Here is a 15,804-nt window from a genome sequence, read left to right as displayed (position 1 = left end):
AAGGAGTGGGGATTCGATGATGAAATCCAGGTTGCTGGAGGTTTTGATTAGTATCGTGCTTGGCTTTTTTTCAGGACTGTTACTGAGCGGGTCGGGGAGAAATATTGAAGAAAGCGGAATTCAGATTCTGCTGGGATGCATCTTATGGATAAATGTATTTTCTTATCTGAGACAGAAATAATTAAATTGCAGTGGATGAAGCTTATACTAGAAAAGGTTAGGAGAGAAAATGATGTCATCAGCGGATGAGATTTATAAAAATTTAGTTATAGATATTCTTGAACACGGGGTATGGGATAAGGATCAAGACGTTAGAACGGTCTGGGCTGACGGCGCACCCGCATACACGAAAAGCGTCATTTGCAAGCAAGTAACTTACGACAATACGGAGGTTCCGATCTTAACGACCAAAAGGGTCCCATGGAAATCTGCGATACATGAGCTGCTATGGTTTTATGTGAAGAGAACGAGTGATTGCTCCTACTTGGATCAAAACAAAGTGGCCATATGGAAAGAATGGACTAATAAGCATAATCATATCGGTAAGGCATATGGGTACCAGCTGGGGAAACCTATCATGATTGAGGGGAAGATTACAAATCAAGTCCACAACTTAATCGATCAGCTTAAAAATAATGCTGCGTCCAGAAGGCATGTTATTTCGCTATGGGATGTTGACGAGCTTGACCAAATGGAATTATATCCATGCGTATGGAATAATCAGTGGCTGGTGAAGCAAGGAAGGCTTCATTTGATCGTCAGCGCCAGATCGAACGATATCGGATTAGGCAATCCTTTTAATGTTTTTCAATATTACGTGCTGCAGCGTATGATTTCGCAAATAACGGGTTATCAGTTAGGCACGTTAACATTTAACATCAATGACGCGCATATTTACGAACGGCATATCGATTCGTTGAAAGAACAGATTGCACGGGAGTCCTATTCCGCTCCGCAGCTATGGATAAACCCGGAAATAACGAACATCGATGACTTTACCATAGATGATTTTAAGCTCATTAATTATCAGCATCATCCAACTCTTAAGATGGAGATTGCGATTTGATTTCAACTGCTTTATTAGCTGAACGCTTACCGCAACTGCAGAGAGGGTGTGGACTTCCGGTCACTATAGTCCCCTATTTTTTCGAATATACCGCTGCTTGCGGTAGAAATAGGGAGACCAAGGCGAACGCTGTCGCTCCTTCAGTTCCAAACCCCATACTCGTTCCTACCCCCATAGCTTCTAAAAGACAATTAAATAAACTTAACGGCAAAATATGGCGTTAATCACTCCCGTTACGGAGAATTTAAACAAATAACGGTAATTTTAGGCGTTATTTCTCCCGTTTACGTGCAGGAGCAAGCTCTTAACCTGAAATAACGCCGGTTTTTACCGCTAAATTGATTCAAATTCAATTTCCCACGGATATAGCGCCGTATTTTACCGTTAGTTTATTCGACTCCTCCAAAGTGAGCTTGTTTTCCTTCACTGCAGCCCTAAATTAAACCTGAAAGAAGGCGTTTGGAAATCGTTGAAGAGAGATGTTATCCACCATCTGTTTGAATCGATTGAATAAGCCTTCTCAGCAAGCCATTGCTCGGTTGCTTGTTAGGTTATACTCCGAAGTGCTTTTTATATAGGATGTTGCGCGCATAGGGGGATTTACCTTATTCAAAAGAAGTGCTACAAAAAAGAAGTGTACAGGCCGTTTAAAGGCCTGCACACTTCTTTTTTGTAGCCATAGGTTGTTGTTCGGAGCTACCTTGTTTATGATTTGGATTCGTTTCGCGCAAGCTCTTTGCGTACGATAGGCGCAACCTTTGTACCGAGAAGCTCGATCGCATGCAAAACCTCGCGATGCGGCATGGTTCCTACATTGACATGAAGGAAGAAACGGGTAACTCCTAAATTTTTGCGCAGCAGGAGAATCTTCTCGGCGACGTATTCCGGATCGCCGACATAAAGGGCACCGCGAAGACTGCGTGCGGCATCGTATGCGTCGCGGTTGTAATTTTGTCTCCAGCCGCGCTCGCGCCCGATGACATTCATTTGGGCCTGCGTCGGAAGGAAGAACGAATCGGCAGCCTGCTCAGTCGTGTCACCGACAAATCCATGCGAATGCATCGCAATAGATAATTTGCTCGGATCATGTCCAGCTCTTGCTGCAGCTTCTTTATAGAGTGCAACAAGCGGTGCAAAGCTCTCGGGCATTCCGCCAATAATGGCAAAGGCGATAGGAAGGCCCAGCGTGCCCGCACGGACAGCCGATTCTGGATTCCCGCCGCTTGCAATCCACACAGGGAGCGGGCTCTGAACGGACCGGGGATAAACAGCGAGATTATCGATCGCAGGACGGTGACCGCCGCGCCAAGTTACCTTCTCCGACTCGCGGATGGCAAGGAGCAGTTCCAACTTTTCTTCGAACAATTCTTCATAATCATCCAGGCTGTATCCAAACAGCGGAAAGGATTCGATAAACGAACCTCGTCCTGCCATAATTTCAGCACGTCCATTCGAAATACCGTCTAGTGTTGAGAAGGCTTGATAGACACGAACAGGGTCGTCCGAGGACAGTACCGTTACCGCGCTTGTGAGCCGTATACGTTTAGTCATGGCCGCTGCTGCCGCTAATACAACTGCCGGCGAGGTACCTGCATAATCAGCGCGATGATGCTCCCCAATCCCATAAACGTCGAGACCGACCTGATCGGCCAATACGATTTCTTCTACCGCATTGCGCAGGCGCTCGGCATGACTCATGATCGCTCCTGTTACGGGATCCGGTGTCGTTTCCAAAAATGTACTGATTCCTATTTCCATGTTTGCTGCCAATTCGGCCATTTTAATATTCCCCCTTCATTAATTATAGTTTACTCAATTTTTGTTCGTTTCTCAAATTTAGTAAGCGGTTATTGCATGAATCAGTACCGAAATCGATCACGATGAGGTCATTACCACGCATATCAATCATAAACAATCACAAAGAAAGCGCTTTACAATTTATAAATAGTCATATACAATTACAAATGAGAGTAAACGAGCGAGTGAGCAAGTGAGCAAGTGAGCAAGTGAGCAAGTGAGCAAGTGAGCAAGCAAGCAAGCGTAAATAATTTTAATACTCATTGCAAATAGATATTTTACGTAAGGAGGAAGAACTGCATGTTATTTGAAGAAGAACGCAAGCGTCAAATAGCCGATTATGTCCGACAGCAAGGCCGTGCTTCCGTTCAGGAGCTTTCGAATCATTTTCAAGTTTCGGAATCGACGGTTAGGCGGGATCTGAGTGATTTGGAGGAGCAGGAACTGCTGCGCCGTACGCATGGCGGCGCGGTAGCGGCCATGCAAAATAACAATAGCGAGCCATCTTTCGTGGAGAAGGAGGATCGTTTTCAACAGCAGAAGCTCGATATTGCAAGGGCGGCACTGTCGCGAATTCGCGAAGGCGATACCATCATGCTGGACTCGGGTACCACGACGTATCATTTAGCGAAGCTGCTGAAGAACTTCCAACGATTGACCGTCGTGACCAACTCGGTCATGGTTGCACAGGAGCTTGCGAATGAGAAGAGCATCGAGCTTCTGCTGACAGGAGGCATGCTTCGTCCGGAGACGCAGGCCATGGTTGGGCCATTCGCGGAGCGGGCTATTGCATCCGTGCATGTCGATAAGCTGTTTCTTGCAACGAACGGGTTTGATGCCGAGAACGGATTGTCTACACCGAATCTTATTGAAGCCGCAACAAAGAATCGAATGATTAAATCGGCAGATGAGGTTATTTTGCTCGCGGACCACAGTAAATTCGGAAAGGTTTCCTTTTCCCGTTTTGGGGATATCGAGGATGTTACGACATTAATTACGGATTCGTTAGCTTCGCCGGCCGTTTTGCAGACATTCGAAGAAAAAGGAATCGTAATTGTCTTGGCTGGTAACGGAGGTGCTGTACAATGAAGCCGGCATCCCCGGTCATTACCGTTACTTTGAATCCGGCATTGGATAAAACTGTCACCGTAGATCAGTTTGAATACGGAGGGCTAAACCGTATCAAAGAGATGCGGACCGATGCTGGGGGAAAAGGGATTAACGTGGCAAAGGTATTGAAGTTATTCGGTATCGATGTCAATGCTCTAGGCTTCACGGCAGGCTATCAAGGGCAGGTCATCCGCGATCAGTTAGAGAAGCTGGGCGTCCATTCTGCAATGATCGAAGCTGCAGGAGAAACGCGGGTTAATCTGAAAATGGTCGATGAATCGACGAAGCTGACGACCGAGCTCAATGAGCAGGGCTTCGCGGTTGACGCTCCGCTGCTTGAGCAGTTCCGGGAATTATTTAAAACCAAGGCTGCTGAAGCGTCCATTATCGTTCTGGGCGGCAGTCTACCTCCCGGTACGCCTTCCGATTATTATCGATCTCTAATTGAGAGTGCGCGGGCGCTAGGAATAAAAACGATACTTGATGCAGACGGCGAGGCACTTGCGCTCGGTGTTGAAGCATCCCCTTTCGCTATAAAGCCGAATATTCATGAGCTCGAAGCGCTGCTTGGCGAGAGGCTGGGCAGCATGGAGGAAGTCATCAGTGGGGCAAGAGCATTGATTGACCGCGGCATTGAATATGTTCTAGTCTCCATGGGGGCAGAGGGTTCTCTTCTCGTCAGCCATACGGAAGCGGTTAGAGCAAGCCCGTTTCCAATCGTGCCTGTAAGCACGGTAGGTGCAGGGGATTCCATGGTTGCTGCAATGGTATACAGCTTCCTAGAAGGCAAATCAATCGAAGAAACAGCGAGATGGACATCCGCGGCGGGTACGATTACGGCCTCCAAGCCAGGCACGCAGGTGTGTACTCTGCAAGAGGTCATGCAGTCGGTTCAAAGGGTTACGCTCACCTATTATTAAAGAATCATATGCCCATTCCAAGGAGGATTATCGAGCTATGAAAAAAATACTTGCTGTCACGGCTTGCCCAACCGGCGTCGCTCACACGTATATGGCTGCCGAATCTTTGATCAAAGCGGCTAAGGAAAAAAATATTCCGCTCAAAGTGGAAACCAGAGGCGCAGTCGGCGTCGAGAACGAATTTACCGAGCAGGAAATTGCGGAAGCGCATGCGATTATCGTCGCTGCCGATACGGATGTGCTGGAATCTAGGTTTGCAGGCAAGCCGGTCGTAAAAGTGGCAGTCGCCCAAGCGATCAAAAACCCGGCAGGGCTGCTGGAAGAAGCATTAGCCAAACAAGCGTCCGCTCCGGGCGGCTATGCGAACCAGGTAGAACAGTCGAAGTCTGAGCGCAGCTCAGCACGCAGCGGACCTTATAAGCATCTAATGACAGGCGTATCGCACATGCTTCCCCTTGTTGTAGCCGGCGGCCTGCTTATTGCCTTATCGTTTATATTCGGAATCGAAGCATTCAAGGTAGAAGGCACATTCGCAGCTGCGCTAATGAACATCGGGGGCGGGTCGGCGTTTGCCCTAATGGTTCCCGTTCTTGCAGGCTTTATCTCCTTCTCTATTGCGGAGAAGCCAGGTCTCGCACCGGGTCTCATCGGAGGCATGCTGGCATCGACCATCGGGGCTGGTTTTCTCGGCGGTATTCTTGCGGGTTTCTTGGCAGGCTACACTTCGCTTTTCCTGAAGAAAAACATAAAGCTTCCGCGCAACCTGGAAGGTTTGAAGCCGATCCTGCTCATTCCGCTTCTTGCGTCGGGATTCACGGGCCTTATGATGATTTATGTAATCGGCGAACCGGTTAAAGCGATTATGGATGGTCTTACGGCTTGGCTTACTGGGCTTGGAACGACCAATGCCGTATTGCTTGGCCTACTGCTTGGCGCGATGATGGCGTTCGATATGGGCGGACCGGTGAACAAAGCCGCATATACGTTTGCGGTAGGTTTGCTTGCAAGTGATGTCTTCGGTCCGATGGCAGCGGTTATGGCAGCAGGCATGACGCCTCCGCTTGGTCTCTGGCTCGCAACGCTGCTAGCCAAAAATAAATTCACAAAAGAAGAGAAGGATGCGGGCAAGGCTGCCTCCGTACTCGGTATTTCGTTCATTACGGAGGGCGCAATTCCGTTCGCTGCCGGCGATCCTTTCCGCGTCATTCCTTCTATTGTGGTAGGTTCGGCAGTTACCGGCGCGTTGTCGATGGCTTTCAGCGCAACGCTGCGCGCACCGCATGGCGGTATCTTCGTTCTCCCGATTCCGAATGCGGTTAGCCATCTGGGACTATATGCGCTCGCGATCATCATTGGAACGGTAGTCACAGCGGTCATGCTGAGCATTCTTAAAAAGCCGGTTGAGCAGCGCGCGCAAGCATAGGGTAAAACAAATCATTGTATAGGGGGGGATTTCTCCCCCTATTATCTATAACTATTCAGGAGGAATACACCATGAACATTAACTCACTTTTGGACGAAAAAGCTATATTTATCCCACTTACATCGACGGATAAAAACAGCATCATAGCTGCTATGATTGACGGTCTTGCCGCATCCGGTTCCGTATCGGATAAAGAAGCGTACATGAACGCCGTGCTCGCACGCGAGAGCACGGGCTCGACAGGCATCGGATTTAGCGTAGCGATTCCGCATGGCAAATCAAGCGGTGTCGCGACGGCAGGCATTGCATTCGCTAAGCTATCGACGCCTACGGAATGGCAATCGCTTGACGGAGAACCGGTTAAAGTTGTATTTATGATTGCCGTACCGGAAGCTGCCGAAGGCAATGAGCATTTGAAAATATTGATTGCATTGTCCCGTAAGCTCATTGATTCCGAATTCCGCGAGAAGTTGATGGCCGTCGAACATTCGGATCAGCTAAAAAGCTTGCTTGCAACGATATAACAGAAGGGAGGCATAACCGCATGTACGCACAAAAAGTAGTCATTCAAAACACAGCCGGCTTTCATATCCGTCCCGCACAGCTATTTACTGAGAAGGCAACACAATTTCAATCGACGGTTCTGATTATGCCGGAAGGCACCACTACGGTAGCCGATGCCAAAAGTATTCTTAACCTCATGACGCTAGGTTTGGAAAAAGGCGCTGTTATTACGATTCAAGCCGAAGGACCGGATGAAACGGAAGCGGTCGCAGAGCTTTCTGAGCTGGTGGAAAGCGGATTCGGCGAAGAATAATGATTGGCTTGCACGAAGCCGCAGCAAGGAGGAGCGCATAATGAATACAAAAACAATTGAGCAGCGACTGACAGGACTAGGCGTATCTGAGGGCATTCGGATAGGCAGAGTTTTTATCTATAACCCGTTAAAGCTAGAAGACATTAAGGAGAGCAAGTCCGAGCAGCCAGACCTAGAGCTGGCTCGCTTGGAGCAGGCCAAAGCGCAATGTGTTTTGGAGCTCACCCCACTCATTGAACGCGCTAAGCAGACACTTGGCGAAGAAAAGGCCGCGATATTGAAAGGGCAGATTAGCTTCTTGAGCGATCCGGCGTTCTACCCGCCCATGCAGAAGCTCATCCAAACCGAACAATGGTCGGCTGAGGCTGCGGTCAAACGCATTGTGAACCAGGTCGCCGGGTTATTCGAAGCCATGGCTAACGAATACATGCGTGAGAGGGCGGCTGACATCCGAGATGTCGGTACCCGGCTGATGACGCAGCTTGTAGGGCATCAAGGCGCACGGCTGTCCGATATAACGAGCGAGGTCATCATTGTGGCCGACGACCTGACACCTTCGGATACGGTTCAATTGGATAAACAATATGTGCTTGGTTTCGTAACCCGCATCGGAGGCAAGACGTCTCATACCGCGATTCTCGCGAACTCGCTGGGGATTGCTGCCGTACTCGGATTAGGCGAGGCGATCGAGAAAATCCGGCATGGCGAGGAAATGATCATCGATGGCTCGACCGGCGAATGTGTTCTGTATCCGGCAGAGTCCACGAAGGAAGCATTCGCGGCTGCGCGTGCTGCTGAACGGCTGGAGCAGGAATGTTTAAAGGCTTACGGTGAGCTTGCTGCCGTAACGAAGGACGGCTTCACCTTCGAGATTGCCGCGAATATCGGAACCCCTCAGGAAGCAGCGGGGTTGCTGGAGAAGGGCGCAGAGGCTATCGGCTTGTACCGGACGGAATTTTTGTTCATGAGCACCTCCCAGATGCCTTCTGAGCAGATTCAATTCGAGGCTTACAGGCAAGCGGCGGAAGCCATGCAAGGACGCCCGGTCGTTATCCGTACGTTGGATATCGGAGGAGATAAGGAGCTGCCGTACCTTCAGCTGCCCGAAGAGATGAATCCCTTTCTCGGCTATCGCGCGATCCGGCTTTGCCTGGATCAGAAGCGGCTGTTTCTCACGCAGCTGCGGGCCATTATTCGGGCCGGAGCGTATGGCAACGTAAAGATCATGTTTCCGATGATTTCGGGCATGGAAGAGTGGCGCCAAGCCAAGGCCTTGTACGATGAGGCTCGGGAGCAGTTAATTAGCGAGGGAGCGAGCATAGGCGAAGCGATCGAAATTGGCATTATGATCGAAATTCCTTCTGCTGCGCTTATGGCGGACCGCTTGGCCAAAGAGGTCGATTTCTTTAGCATCGGCACGAACGATCTAGTGCAGTATACGGTTGCGGTGGACCGGATGAATGAGAAGGTCTCGTATTTGTACGATTACTTTCATCCGGCCGTCCTCCAGCTTATTAAGACGGTCATTGATGCTTCGAATAAACATGGCAAATGGACAGGTATGTGCGGCAGCATGGCCGGCGATCCGCTCGCTGCTCCGCTGCTTACCGGACTTGGTCTGCATGAGTGGAGCATGTCTCCTACGGCTATTCACCGGATTAAGCAGACGGTTAGGAGACTGGATCGCAGCGCCTGTGAGCAACTGACCGAGCGGCTCCTCGATATGGATACGCCGGCTGAGATTCGATCTGAGCTCGCCGCTTTTCTGAAGCTGCAGCAATAAGGACAGTCAGCACTTACATTACCGCCGATAAAAAAAGGAGCCAGCCAGCACGGCTGCTCCTTTTTTGCTGTTTAATACTTCAGCTTCAGTAAATTACGTTCCGTAATAAATGTCGTCGTGTTGAAAAGCATCAAAACCTCTTGAATTCCGTTCTCTTCCATATAATCGCTGATGCTGCCATTATAGTAGCGGATGTCGATGACATGGATATCCTGCACATGCTGTGTCAGGAAAGGAAGAAAGCTATGCGCGTAGGAGTCTTTAATGACGAGCAGCTTATCCAGATCTATTTTGTCCAAAGGAAGCTCGCTATGAAGGGTCATAAGCGCGTGTACGCCGCCGAGAAAATACGAATATTTATCTTTTTTGGCCAGGTAGCTCGTATCATACATGCTCGGCACCGTTTTGTCCGTATCAGCAATATACATGTCTGTTTTAATCCCGCTTTTGTCCTTGTAGGCTTGAATGGAATCGGGCTTTAAACCGCTGAACTGGCTGCGTGTATGATAGCTGCCTAGAAACGAGTCGGTGACCGTCTCAATATTGAAGTCCTTTTCGGCAACGGGAGTCCAGCCCATTTGCCCCGCATACGCCGCATAAGCAAGGTAAGCGCCGTAGGTGGTCCAGTGGTGATCCGTGTTGTAATAGATGGGCTTGTCGCCGCCGGCTGCGTCACTTAGGAAATCAAAGCCGTCCATGAAGGACATGCTGCCTTGTACCTGCTGGCCAATAAAGTCGTTGACCTCCCTTTGCGGATAAGCTTCAGCCAGCCATGGCAAACGCTCGGGATATAAGCCGCTAGAGGTCGGAGCCAGCATGAAGGTGATACTCGCATCCGGATGGTTTTGCGCATATTTCTTCACTGCGGCCGCATATTCCTTGATTTCCGTATAGTTTGGTTTGCTCAGCTTCTCGAATAAATAGCCGTCTGAGCCTTTATAGATGCCGTTATTTTCTTGCTGCAGCCGAAGCTGCTCAAGCACGGATTTTGTCCAAACCCAATTTGTCCGGAAGGGGAAATGATCGGTCACATAGCTTTCCGATTCATCGGAAAAGGTCTTGGACCAAAGGTTTTCCCAAGTAAGCTTGGGAGCTTTCTGAAGCGTGCGGTTCTCCATGTCCGAGAATGCTTGAACAGGCAGAATGAAAAATAATAAGGACATAGCGAACAATAGGCTGACGAAGCCCCAGACATAAGCGCGATCCGTCTTCTTGTTCAAAGCTGCGAGCCTCCCTTTTCGTTAAAAACGGAAATATAGGAACGGGTTAAATGTTGCATCGACTAAATAAGCGACCGACATGAGAAATAGGGCGGCATGCCAGCCGAGCCGAATACCCGGTCCAATGCCGCGTATTTCTTTGCGTCTTGGCATGGAAGCGAGTACTAGTAGTACAAGGAGAATAGCATTCGTGTATAACAAATATAACGATTCGTTGTTCCATAACGGCTGATGGTTCGCGCCGAACATAGCAGCAAAATAAGCGCCCATATCCGATAAATCCTCAAAGGCAAAGAACACCCAGCCGATTAAAATAAGAAGCAGCGCATACACATGCCTAACCCATGCGGGCATTCGCTGCAAGAGCTTCAAGCCGAACCATTTCTCCAAGACGAGCACGACGCCGAAATATAAACCCCAAAGCAGGAAATTCCAGCTTGCTCCATGCCATATGCCGGTAAGCAGCCACACGATCATAATGTTGCGAATCTGCTTCCACGGGCCCTTCCGGTTGCCTCCTAGCGGGATGTATACATAATCCCTAAACCAAGTGCTGAGCGAGATATGCCAGCGCCGCCAGAAGTCGGTAATGCTTTGCGCCGTATAGGGCCGATTAAAGTTTTCGTTGAACCGGAAGCCAAACATCATACCGAGGCCAATCGCCATATCCGAATACCCGCTGAAATCAAAATAAATTTGAAAGGCAAAGGCAATAATGCCGAGCCATGCGGTCAAGACGGGCATCGTGTCCGTGCCCGTACTTGAAACGGTATTCCAAAGCAGCCCGATATTGTTGGCAAGCAGCACTTTTTTGGCCAAGCCGATAATGAACCGTCTTACGCCTTCTGCGAACAGCTGTATGTCGACGGTACGATGACGCAGCTGCTCGGCAATGGTCGAGTATTGAACAATAGGACCTGCAACCAGCTGGGGAAACAAAGCGACGAAGGTGCCGAAATCGAGCCAATTGCGTTGTGCTTTTGCCGTTCCTCTATAAACGTCAATGATATAAGACATCGATTGAAATGTATAAAACGATATGCCGATTGGCAGTGCCAGCTCGGTTAACGGGATTTGCGTACCCAGCAATGCGTTCACGTTCTGAATGAGAAAATCAGCGTATTTAAAATAACCTAGCAGGGTTAAATTTACGATGACGGAAGCGACGACAATCCATTTCCGCTGCGAGCTGCTTCGCTTCGGATTGCTTAGAAGCAGTCCGAAGCTGTAGTCCGTAACCGTGGAGAGCAGCATGATCGCAATGTACACGGGCTCGCCCCATGCATAGAAAATGAGGCTTGTTACGAATAAAACGAGGTTTTTAATTCGCCACGGGGATACAAAGTAAAGCAGCAGCACAGCAGGCAGAAATAGAAATAGGAAGAGTAGACTGCTGAATACCATACTCGTTATTTTTGCTCGAAGAAAGTATCGAATTCACTTACAAATTTATCGGCATCTTCGGAAATGACAAAAAAGATATAGTTGCCTTTCGTCACTAGCTTATAGTTTTTKGCAATTTCGTATTGGTCCTGCAGATAGGTTTCGAACGTTTTTTGAACGTCGCCGGCACGCTTCTTAATGCCGTCTTCAACTGCTGCGATATCCTTGGCATCCTTTACTTTGAAAACTGCAATTTCATTCGTTTTGATGTTCATCATCGGTGACATAATCGTATATTGTTCAAGCAGAGCAGCGTCGATGTAGTACTTTTGCTTAACCATATCGCCGGTCATTTCGATTAATGCCGGCTGCTCGATTTTGGCCAGCATGCCGTCAACCATTTCTTTTGTCGTTTTTGTCGTAACGGCCTGTTCCTTTTTATTAGCGGATGTATTGTTGTTAGAATCGTTATTCGAGTTTGCACCGGAGCAAGCAGTCAGCACCAATCCCAGCGCGATAACGAGCATAAAAGCAAAATAATTTTTTTTCATCACATTAATCTCCTCGGTGTCATATTTTTTATTTTTCAAAAGGTAAAAACGGAAATGAATCCGTTAATGTTGCAGTTGAAAATATTATGGTAATAAATAACGTGAGCAATTTATTTATTTCCATTGATTAAGCGCTTACTTTCGCCGTATATTATTTAGTAAAACTAGTAAAAAAGAAGCAAATTCTGCTCAGGGGGACAACGAGTGAACGTGTACAATCGGCTAAAACGATTCGAATGGTTTCGCAACCGATTAATCCGCAACAAGATTACGCTTGTCTACGTTCCGCTTATTATCATTCCGTTATTCGTGCTCGGCTTTACCTCTAACCACATTTATACCAATGCTATCGTGGAGAAAACGGTAAAAAACGTATCGGATAACTCTTCCCTCATCATCACGCAAATCAACGGTATATTGACGAATGCGACAAGCGCGGCCAATATGCTTACGCTTAATTTGAATAAGGTGCTGGTTGAGGATCAAGCCGGAGCAAGGGGAAGGATGTCGGAGCTCCAGCTCTACACTAAAGTTACGAATCAGCTCAGCTTTGCGTTGGTCGTTTTCCCTGATGTGGAATCCGCTGCATTCATTGATCAAGGTAATCGTATTTACGGCTACAACACGAGCATGGAAAACCAACAGGAGCTTGCGGCTGGGAGCGAGCTGCTTAGCCGTCTGCGGCAATCAAACGGAGCGAATATTTGGTTTTCGATGCAGAAACGGAATTTTCTCGTGAATAACGAAGAAGAGCCTATCCTTACGCTTGGCAAGCGTATCGTGAACATTAATACGGGTGTGCCGCTCGGCTATCTCATTCTCAATATTAGGGAGAGCGCCTTATCGGCCGTGTATGAAAATATTGGATCTATCAAGGAAGGCTCTTATTTTATAGCAGATGCCGCAGGACGCATTGTTTCGTCGCAAACCGCGGCCGAGGTGCTGCAGCCGATCAAAGAACCGGCTTTGCTGGAATGGATGCAAGGCAGTAAGGCGAGTGCAAGGGTCCGAACGTCCGAGAACGGCGAGATGCTGCTCGTCAGCAGCGAGCTTCCGAGCCTCGGCTGGAAGCTGATCTCCCAGGTGCCTTATGATCTGCTGACGGAAGACACGAGAAAAATCACAAAGCTTATCCTGCTGATTGGTCTCGTTTGCTTTGTAATGGCCTTGTTCGTCGCACGGCTGTTGTCGAATGTCATCTCCAAGCCGATTGTCCATTTATCCCGTCACATGAAGAGGGTAAAGGAAGGGAACCTTGATCAGCAAATCGAGGTAACCTCGGGTGATGAAATCGGCTTGCTGGCCTCCGGCTTCAACACGATGATGGGGCGGGTCAAGGAGCTCCTGGTGAACATTAGCGCGGAGCAGCGCAAGAAGCGGGAATATGAGCTGGCGCTTATGCAGGCGCAGATTAAGCCGCATTTTCTGTATAATACGCTCGACGTCATTTATACGCTGTCCGAGATGGGACGTGCTAGAGATGTGCAGCGAACCACTAAGGCTTTAGCCGATTTCTACCGGGTGGCGCTCAGCCAAGGCAAGGATCAGATCAGGCTGGAGGAGGAAATGAGGAGCGTGATGGATTACTTGTCCATTCAGCGAATACGTTACTCCGATGTGTTTGACTTCGAAATGGATATTGATCCTGGCATTTTGCATTGCATGATACCGAAGCTGACCGTGCAGCCGCTGGTGGAAAATGCGATTTATCACGGGCTAAAAAATAAATCGTCGTTTGGCCGGCTGACGATTACGGCGAGGCGCGAGGAGCAAAGGATCTACTTGATCGTCAAGGATGACGGCGCGGGCATTACGGAGGAACGGCTTCAAGCAATAAACGGGGGAATGAGCGATTCACAACAGCGGGTGGGCTACGGCCTGAACAGCGTGCACGAGCGAATCAAGCTATACTTCGGCGAGGCATACGGCGTGCAAATCGAGAGCGTGAACGGACTGGGCACAACGGTGATTGCCCAGCTTCCCTATCAAGCGGAATAGGAGCAGAAGAAGCGATGCAAAAAATAATGATCGTGGATGATGAAGTTATTTTTCGCGAATATTTGAAAACGGTGCTGGACTGGGAGACACTCGGCTTCACCATAAACCAGGAAGCGAAAAATGGATTAGAAGCGCTTGAACTGGCTGCAATTGATCGGCCGGATATCGCGCTTGTTGATATTACGATGCCGTTTATGGATGGGCTGCAGCTTGCAGAGAAGCTGAAAGAGCATTATCCAGAGGTAAGCATTGTTCTGATTACGGGACATAATGAATTCGAATATGCGCGAAAGGCGCTCAAGCTCGGCGTTGAGGATTATATTCTGAAGCCCTTCTCCAAGGACGAGCTGCTCCTTACGCTGGTGAAGCTGCGCCAGCAGCATCAGAAGGCGCAGGAGGAGAAGGTTACCCTGCGCGAAAATACGGAGCTGATGAAGGAAAGCTTTCTCGGTCAGCTGATTACCCGTGAATACGCGCTTTCAGATGAAGAAACGGTCAAACGGCTGCAGCAGTTCGGCATACAGGCGGAAAGTGGCCATTATGTCGCTGCTTGTATCGAGATCGATCATATGGATCGGAAATGGAGCAAGGCAAGCGACCGGCTGCTGATGAAATACGCGGTAACGAATGTGCTGAACGAGGCGCTGGAGGAGAGCGGCGACTATTTGATCTTTAACGGGCCGGAGGGACGGATTGTAGGCCTTGCCCGGCATTACGGGGAAAGGGATGAGCTGCCCTCACTGGAGGGGTATAAGAAGCTATGCTTCCTCATCAAAAAATATTTGAAATTCACCGTGACGGTCGGCGTCGGGCGAAGCAAAGACGGCTTCAAAGGGATTGCCGCCTCCTATGGCGAAGCGCTGGAGGCGCTGCAAAACAAGTATGTGCTGGGGCATGACCGGGTCATTGCCTACGGGGAGCAGCTGCCAAGCAGCGGCAACCAGCCCTTCTACCCGCTGGAGGTGAATGAGGAGCTTCTCGTGCTGCTGAGGCTAAACAGTTGGGAGCCCATTGAGCGAAAGCTGGATGAAGTCTTCCAAACGATTCGCGAGCGGCTGCTGCCGATCGATTATATTTATGTCATCTGTATGGGACTCGTTTCGGTTAACCTCTCCTATTTTGAGGAATCCGGCCATCCCGTGGAGGATTGCTTCGGGGATCATTTTTTTCCTTATAACGAAATTCGGAAGCTGGAATCGGCAGAACTGACCTTCGACTGGCTCAAGGAGCTTTTCCGCAAAGCGGTGAGCTACAACAGCAAGCACCGCAATACCCGTTCCTCCAAAATCGCAAAGGCAGCGAAGACGTATATGGAGCAAAATTATGCGGATCCCGGGCTGCAGCTGGAGCAGATTGCTTCGCATGTATATATTAACGCGAGCTATCTGCGCGCGGTATTCAAGAAGGAGATCGGCATTACGGTCAGCGATTATTTGACGCAGTATCGGATGCAGCAAGCGAAGGAAATGCTTGGCCGCAATCATGCGCGGCTAACCGACATTGCGGAGAAGGTCGGCTATAATGATCCGGGGTATTTTAGCAAAAGCTTCAAAAAATTTTACGGGTACTCCCCAAGCGAGTATGAAAAGAGCCGCCAATAGCGGCTCTTTATTGCGATATCAGAATTTATTAGTTTTTTACTTATAAATCTGCGGATTTTACCAAAAGCACGCAGTTTCTTCATTATCAAGACGGAACGGATTGCTTATACTCAGAAATGTAAAGAGCACGAAGAG

13 protein-coding genes are annotated in these 15,804 nt (G+C 48.9%); 9 read left to right on the top strand and 4 right to left on the bottom strand.

The features are described 5' to 3' along the window. Positions 1-232 precede the first annotated feature (232 nt). Positions 233-1,066 (top strand): thymidylate synthase, encoded by an 834-nt coding sequence (thyA, locus tag AC1DLI_RS13165; protein ID WP_477603218.1) that lies wholly within the window; start codon positions 233-235, stop codon positions 1,064-1,066. A gap of 705 nt (positions 1,067-1,771) precedes the next feature. Here thyA and AC1DLI_RS13160 read toward each other — a convergent pair. Next, on the bottom strand, positions 1,772-2,845 hold the full coding sequence (locus AC1DLI_RS13160) for an LLM class flavin-dependent oxidoreductase (RefSeq protein ID WP_477603216.1): 1,074 nt from the start codon (positions 2,843-2,845) through the stop codon (positions 1,772-1,774). 318 nt (positions 2,846-3,163) lie between these two features. Between AC1DLI_RS13160 and AC1DLI_RS13155 the strand changes: the two genes are divergently transcribed. From AC1DLI_RS13155 to ptsP, 6 genes are all read left to right on the top strand, one after another. Beyond that, positions 3,164-3,952, top strand: a complete 789-nt coding sequence (locus AC1DLI_RS13155) for a DeoR/GlpR family DNA-binding transcription regulator (RefSeq protein WP_477603214.1) — start codon at positions 3,164-3,166, stop codon at positions 3,950-3,952. Further along, positions 3,949-4,893 (top strand): 1-phosphofructokinase, encoded by a 945-nt coding sequence (gene pfkB, locus AC1DLI_RS13150; protein ID WP_477603212.1) that lies wholly within the window; start codon positions 3,949-3,951, stop codon positions 4,891-4,893. The genes AC1DLI_RS13155 and pfkB overlap by 4 nt, the downstream gene beginning before the upstream one ends. Before the next feature lie 37 nt (positions 4,894-4,930). Further along, the gene (locus AC1DLI_RS13145) at positions 4,931-6,316 is read left to right on the top strand and encodes a PTS fructose transporter subunit IIC (RefSeq protein WP_477603210.1); all 1,386 of its coding nucleotides are present in this window, start codon (positions 4,931-4,933) and stop codon (positions 6,314-6,316) included. 71 nt (positions 6,317-6,387) lie between these two features. Next, on the top strand, positions 6,388-6,840 hold the full coding sequence (locus AC1DLI_RS13140; protein WP_477603208.1) for a PTS sugar transporter subunit IIA: 453 nt from the start codon (positions 6,388-6,390) through the stop codon (positions 6,838-6,840). 20 nt (positions 6,841-6,860) lie between these two features. Continuing rightward, on the top strand, positions 6,861-7,133 hold the full coding sequence (locus AC1DLI_RS13135) for an HPr family phosphocarrier protein (RefSeq protein ID WP_477603207.1): 273 nt from the start codon (positions 6,861-6,863) through the stop codon (positions 7,131-7,133). Between the two features lie 40 nt (positions 7,134-7,173). Next, positions 7,174-8,916, top strand: coding sequence for a phosphoenolpyruvate--protein phosphotransferase (ptsP, locus tag AC1DLI_RS13130; protein WP_477603206.1), 1,743 nt, complete (start codon positions 7,174-7,176; stop codon positions 8,914-8,916). Between the two features lie 71 nt (positions 8,917-8,987). Here the strand turns inward: ptsP and AC1DLI_RS13125 are convergent, their stop codons facing one another. From AC1DLI_RS13125 to AC1DLI_RS13115, 3 genes are read right to left on the bottom strand one after another with little or no spacing between them, the layout of a single operon-like run. Continuing rightward, positions 8,988-10,136 carry a DHHW family protein gene (locus tag AC1DLI_RS13125; RefSeq protein ID WP_477603204.1) on the bottom strand — a complete coding sequence of 383 codons (1,149 nt, stop codon included), beginning with the start codon at positions 10,134-10,136 and terminating at the stop codon, positions 8,988-8,990. A gap of 21 nt (positions 10,137-10,157) precedes the next feature. Further along, positions 10,158-11,540 carry an MBOAT family O-acyltransferase gene (locus AC1DLI_RS13120; RefSeq protein WP_477603202.1) on the bottom strand — a complete coding sequence of 461 codons (1,383 nt, stop codon included), beginning with the start codon at positions 11,538-11,540 and terminating at the stop codon, positions 10,158-10,160. 5 nt (positions 11,541-11,545) lie between these two features. Further along, entirely contained in the window at positions 11,546-12,070 is a 525-nt protein-coding gene (locus AC1DLI_RS13115; protein WP_477603200.1) for a DUF4358 domain-containing protein, read from the bottom strand. Positions 12,071-12,274: 204 nt separating this feature from the next. Between AC1DLI_RS13115 and AC1DLI_RS13110 the strand changes: the two genes are divergently transcribed. Both AC1DLI_RS13110 and AC1DLI_RS13105 read left to right on the top strand, forming a co-directional pair. Then, positions 12,275-14,068, top strand: a complete 1,794-nt coding sequence (locus AC1DLI_RS13110) for a sensor histidine kinase (protein WP_477603198.1) — start codon at positions 12,275-12,277, stop codon at positions 14,066-14,068. A 14-nt stretch (positions 14,069-14,082) separates the two neighbouring features. Beyond that, complete coding sequence (locus tag AC1DLI_RS13105; RefSeq protein ID WP_477603196.1) at positions 14,083-15,669, top strand: response regulator; 1,587 nt, start codon at positions 14,083-14,085, stop codon at positions 15,667-15,669. The last annotated feature ends 135 nt before the right edge of the window (positions 15,670-15,804 follow it).

It is taken from the genome of Paenibacillus sp. 01T443, from assembly GCF_056398325.1.
The sequence above is the reverse complement of the archived record's forward strand: the minus strand, read 5'-3'. Positions and strand labels throughout refer to the sequence as shown.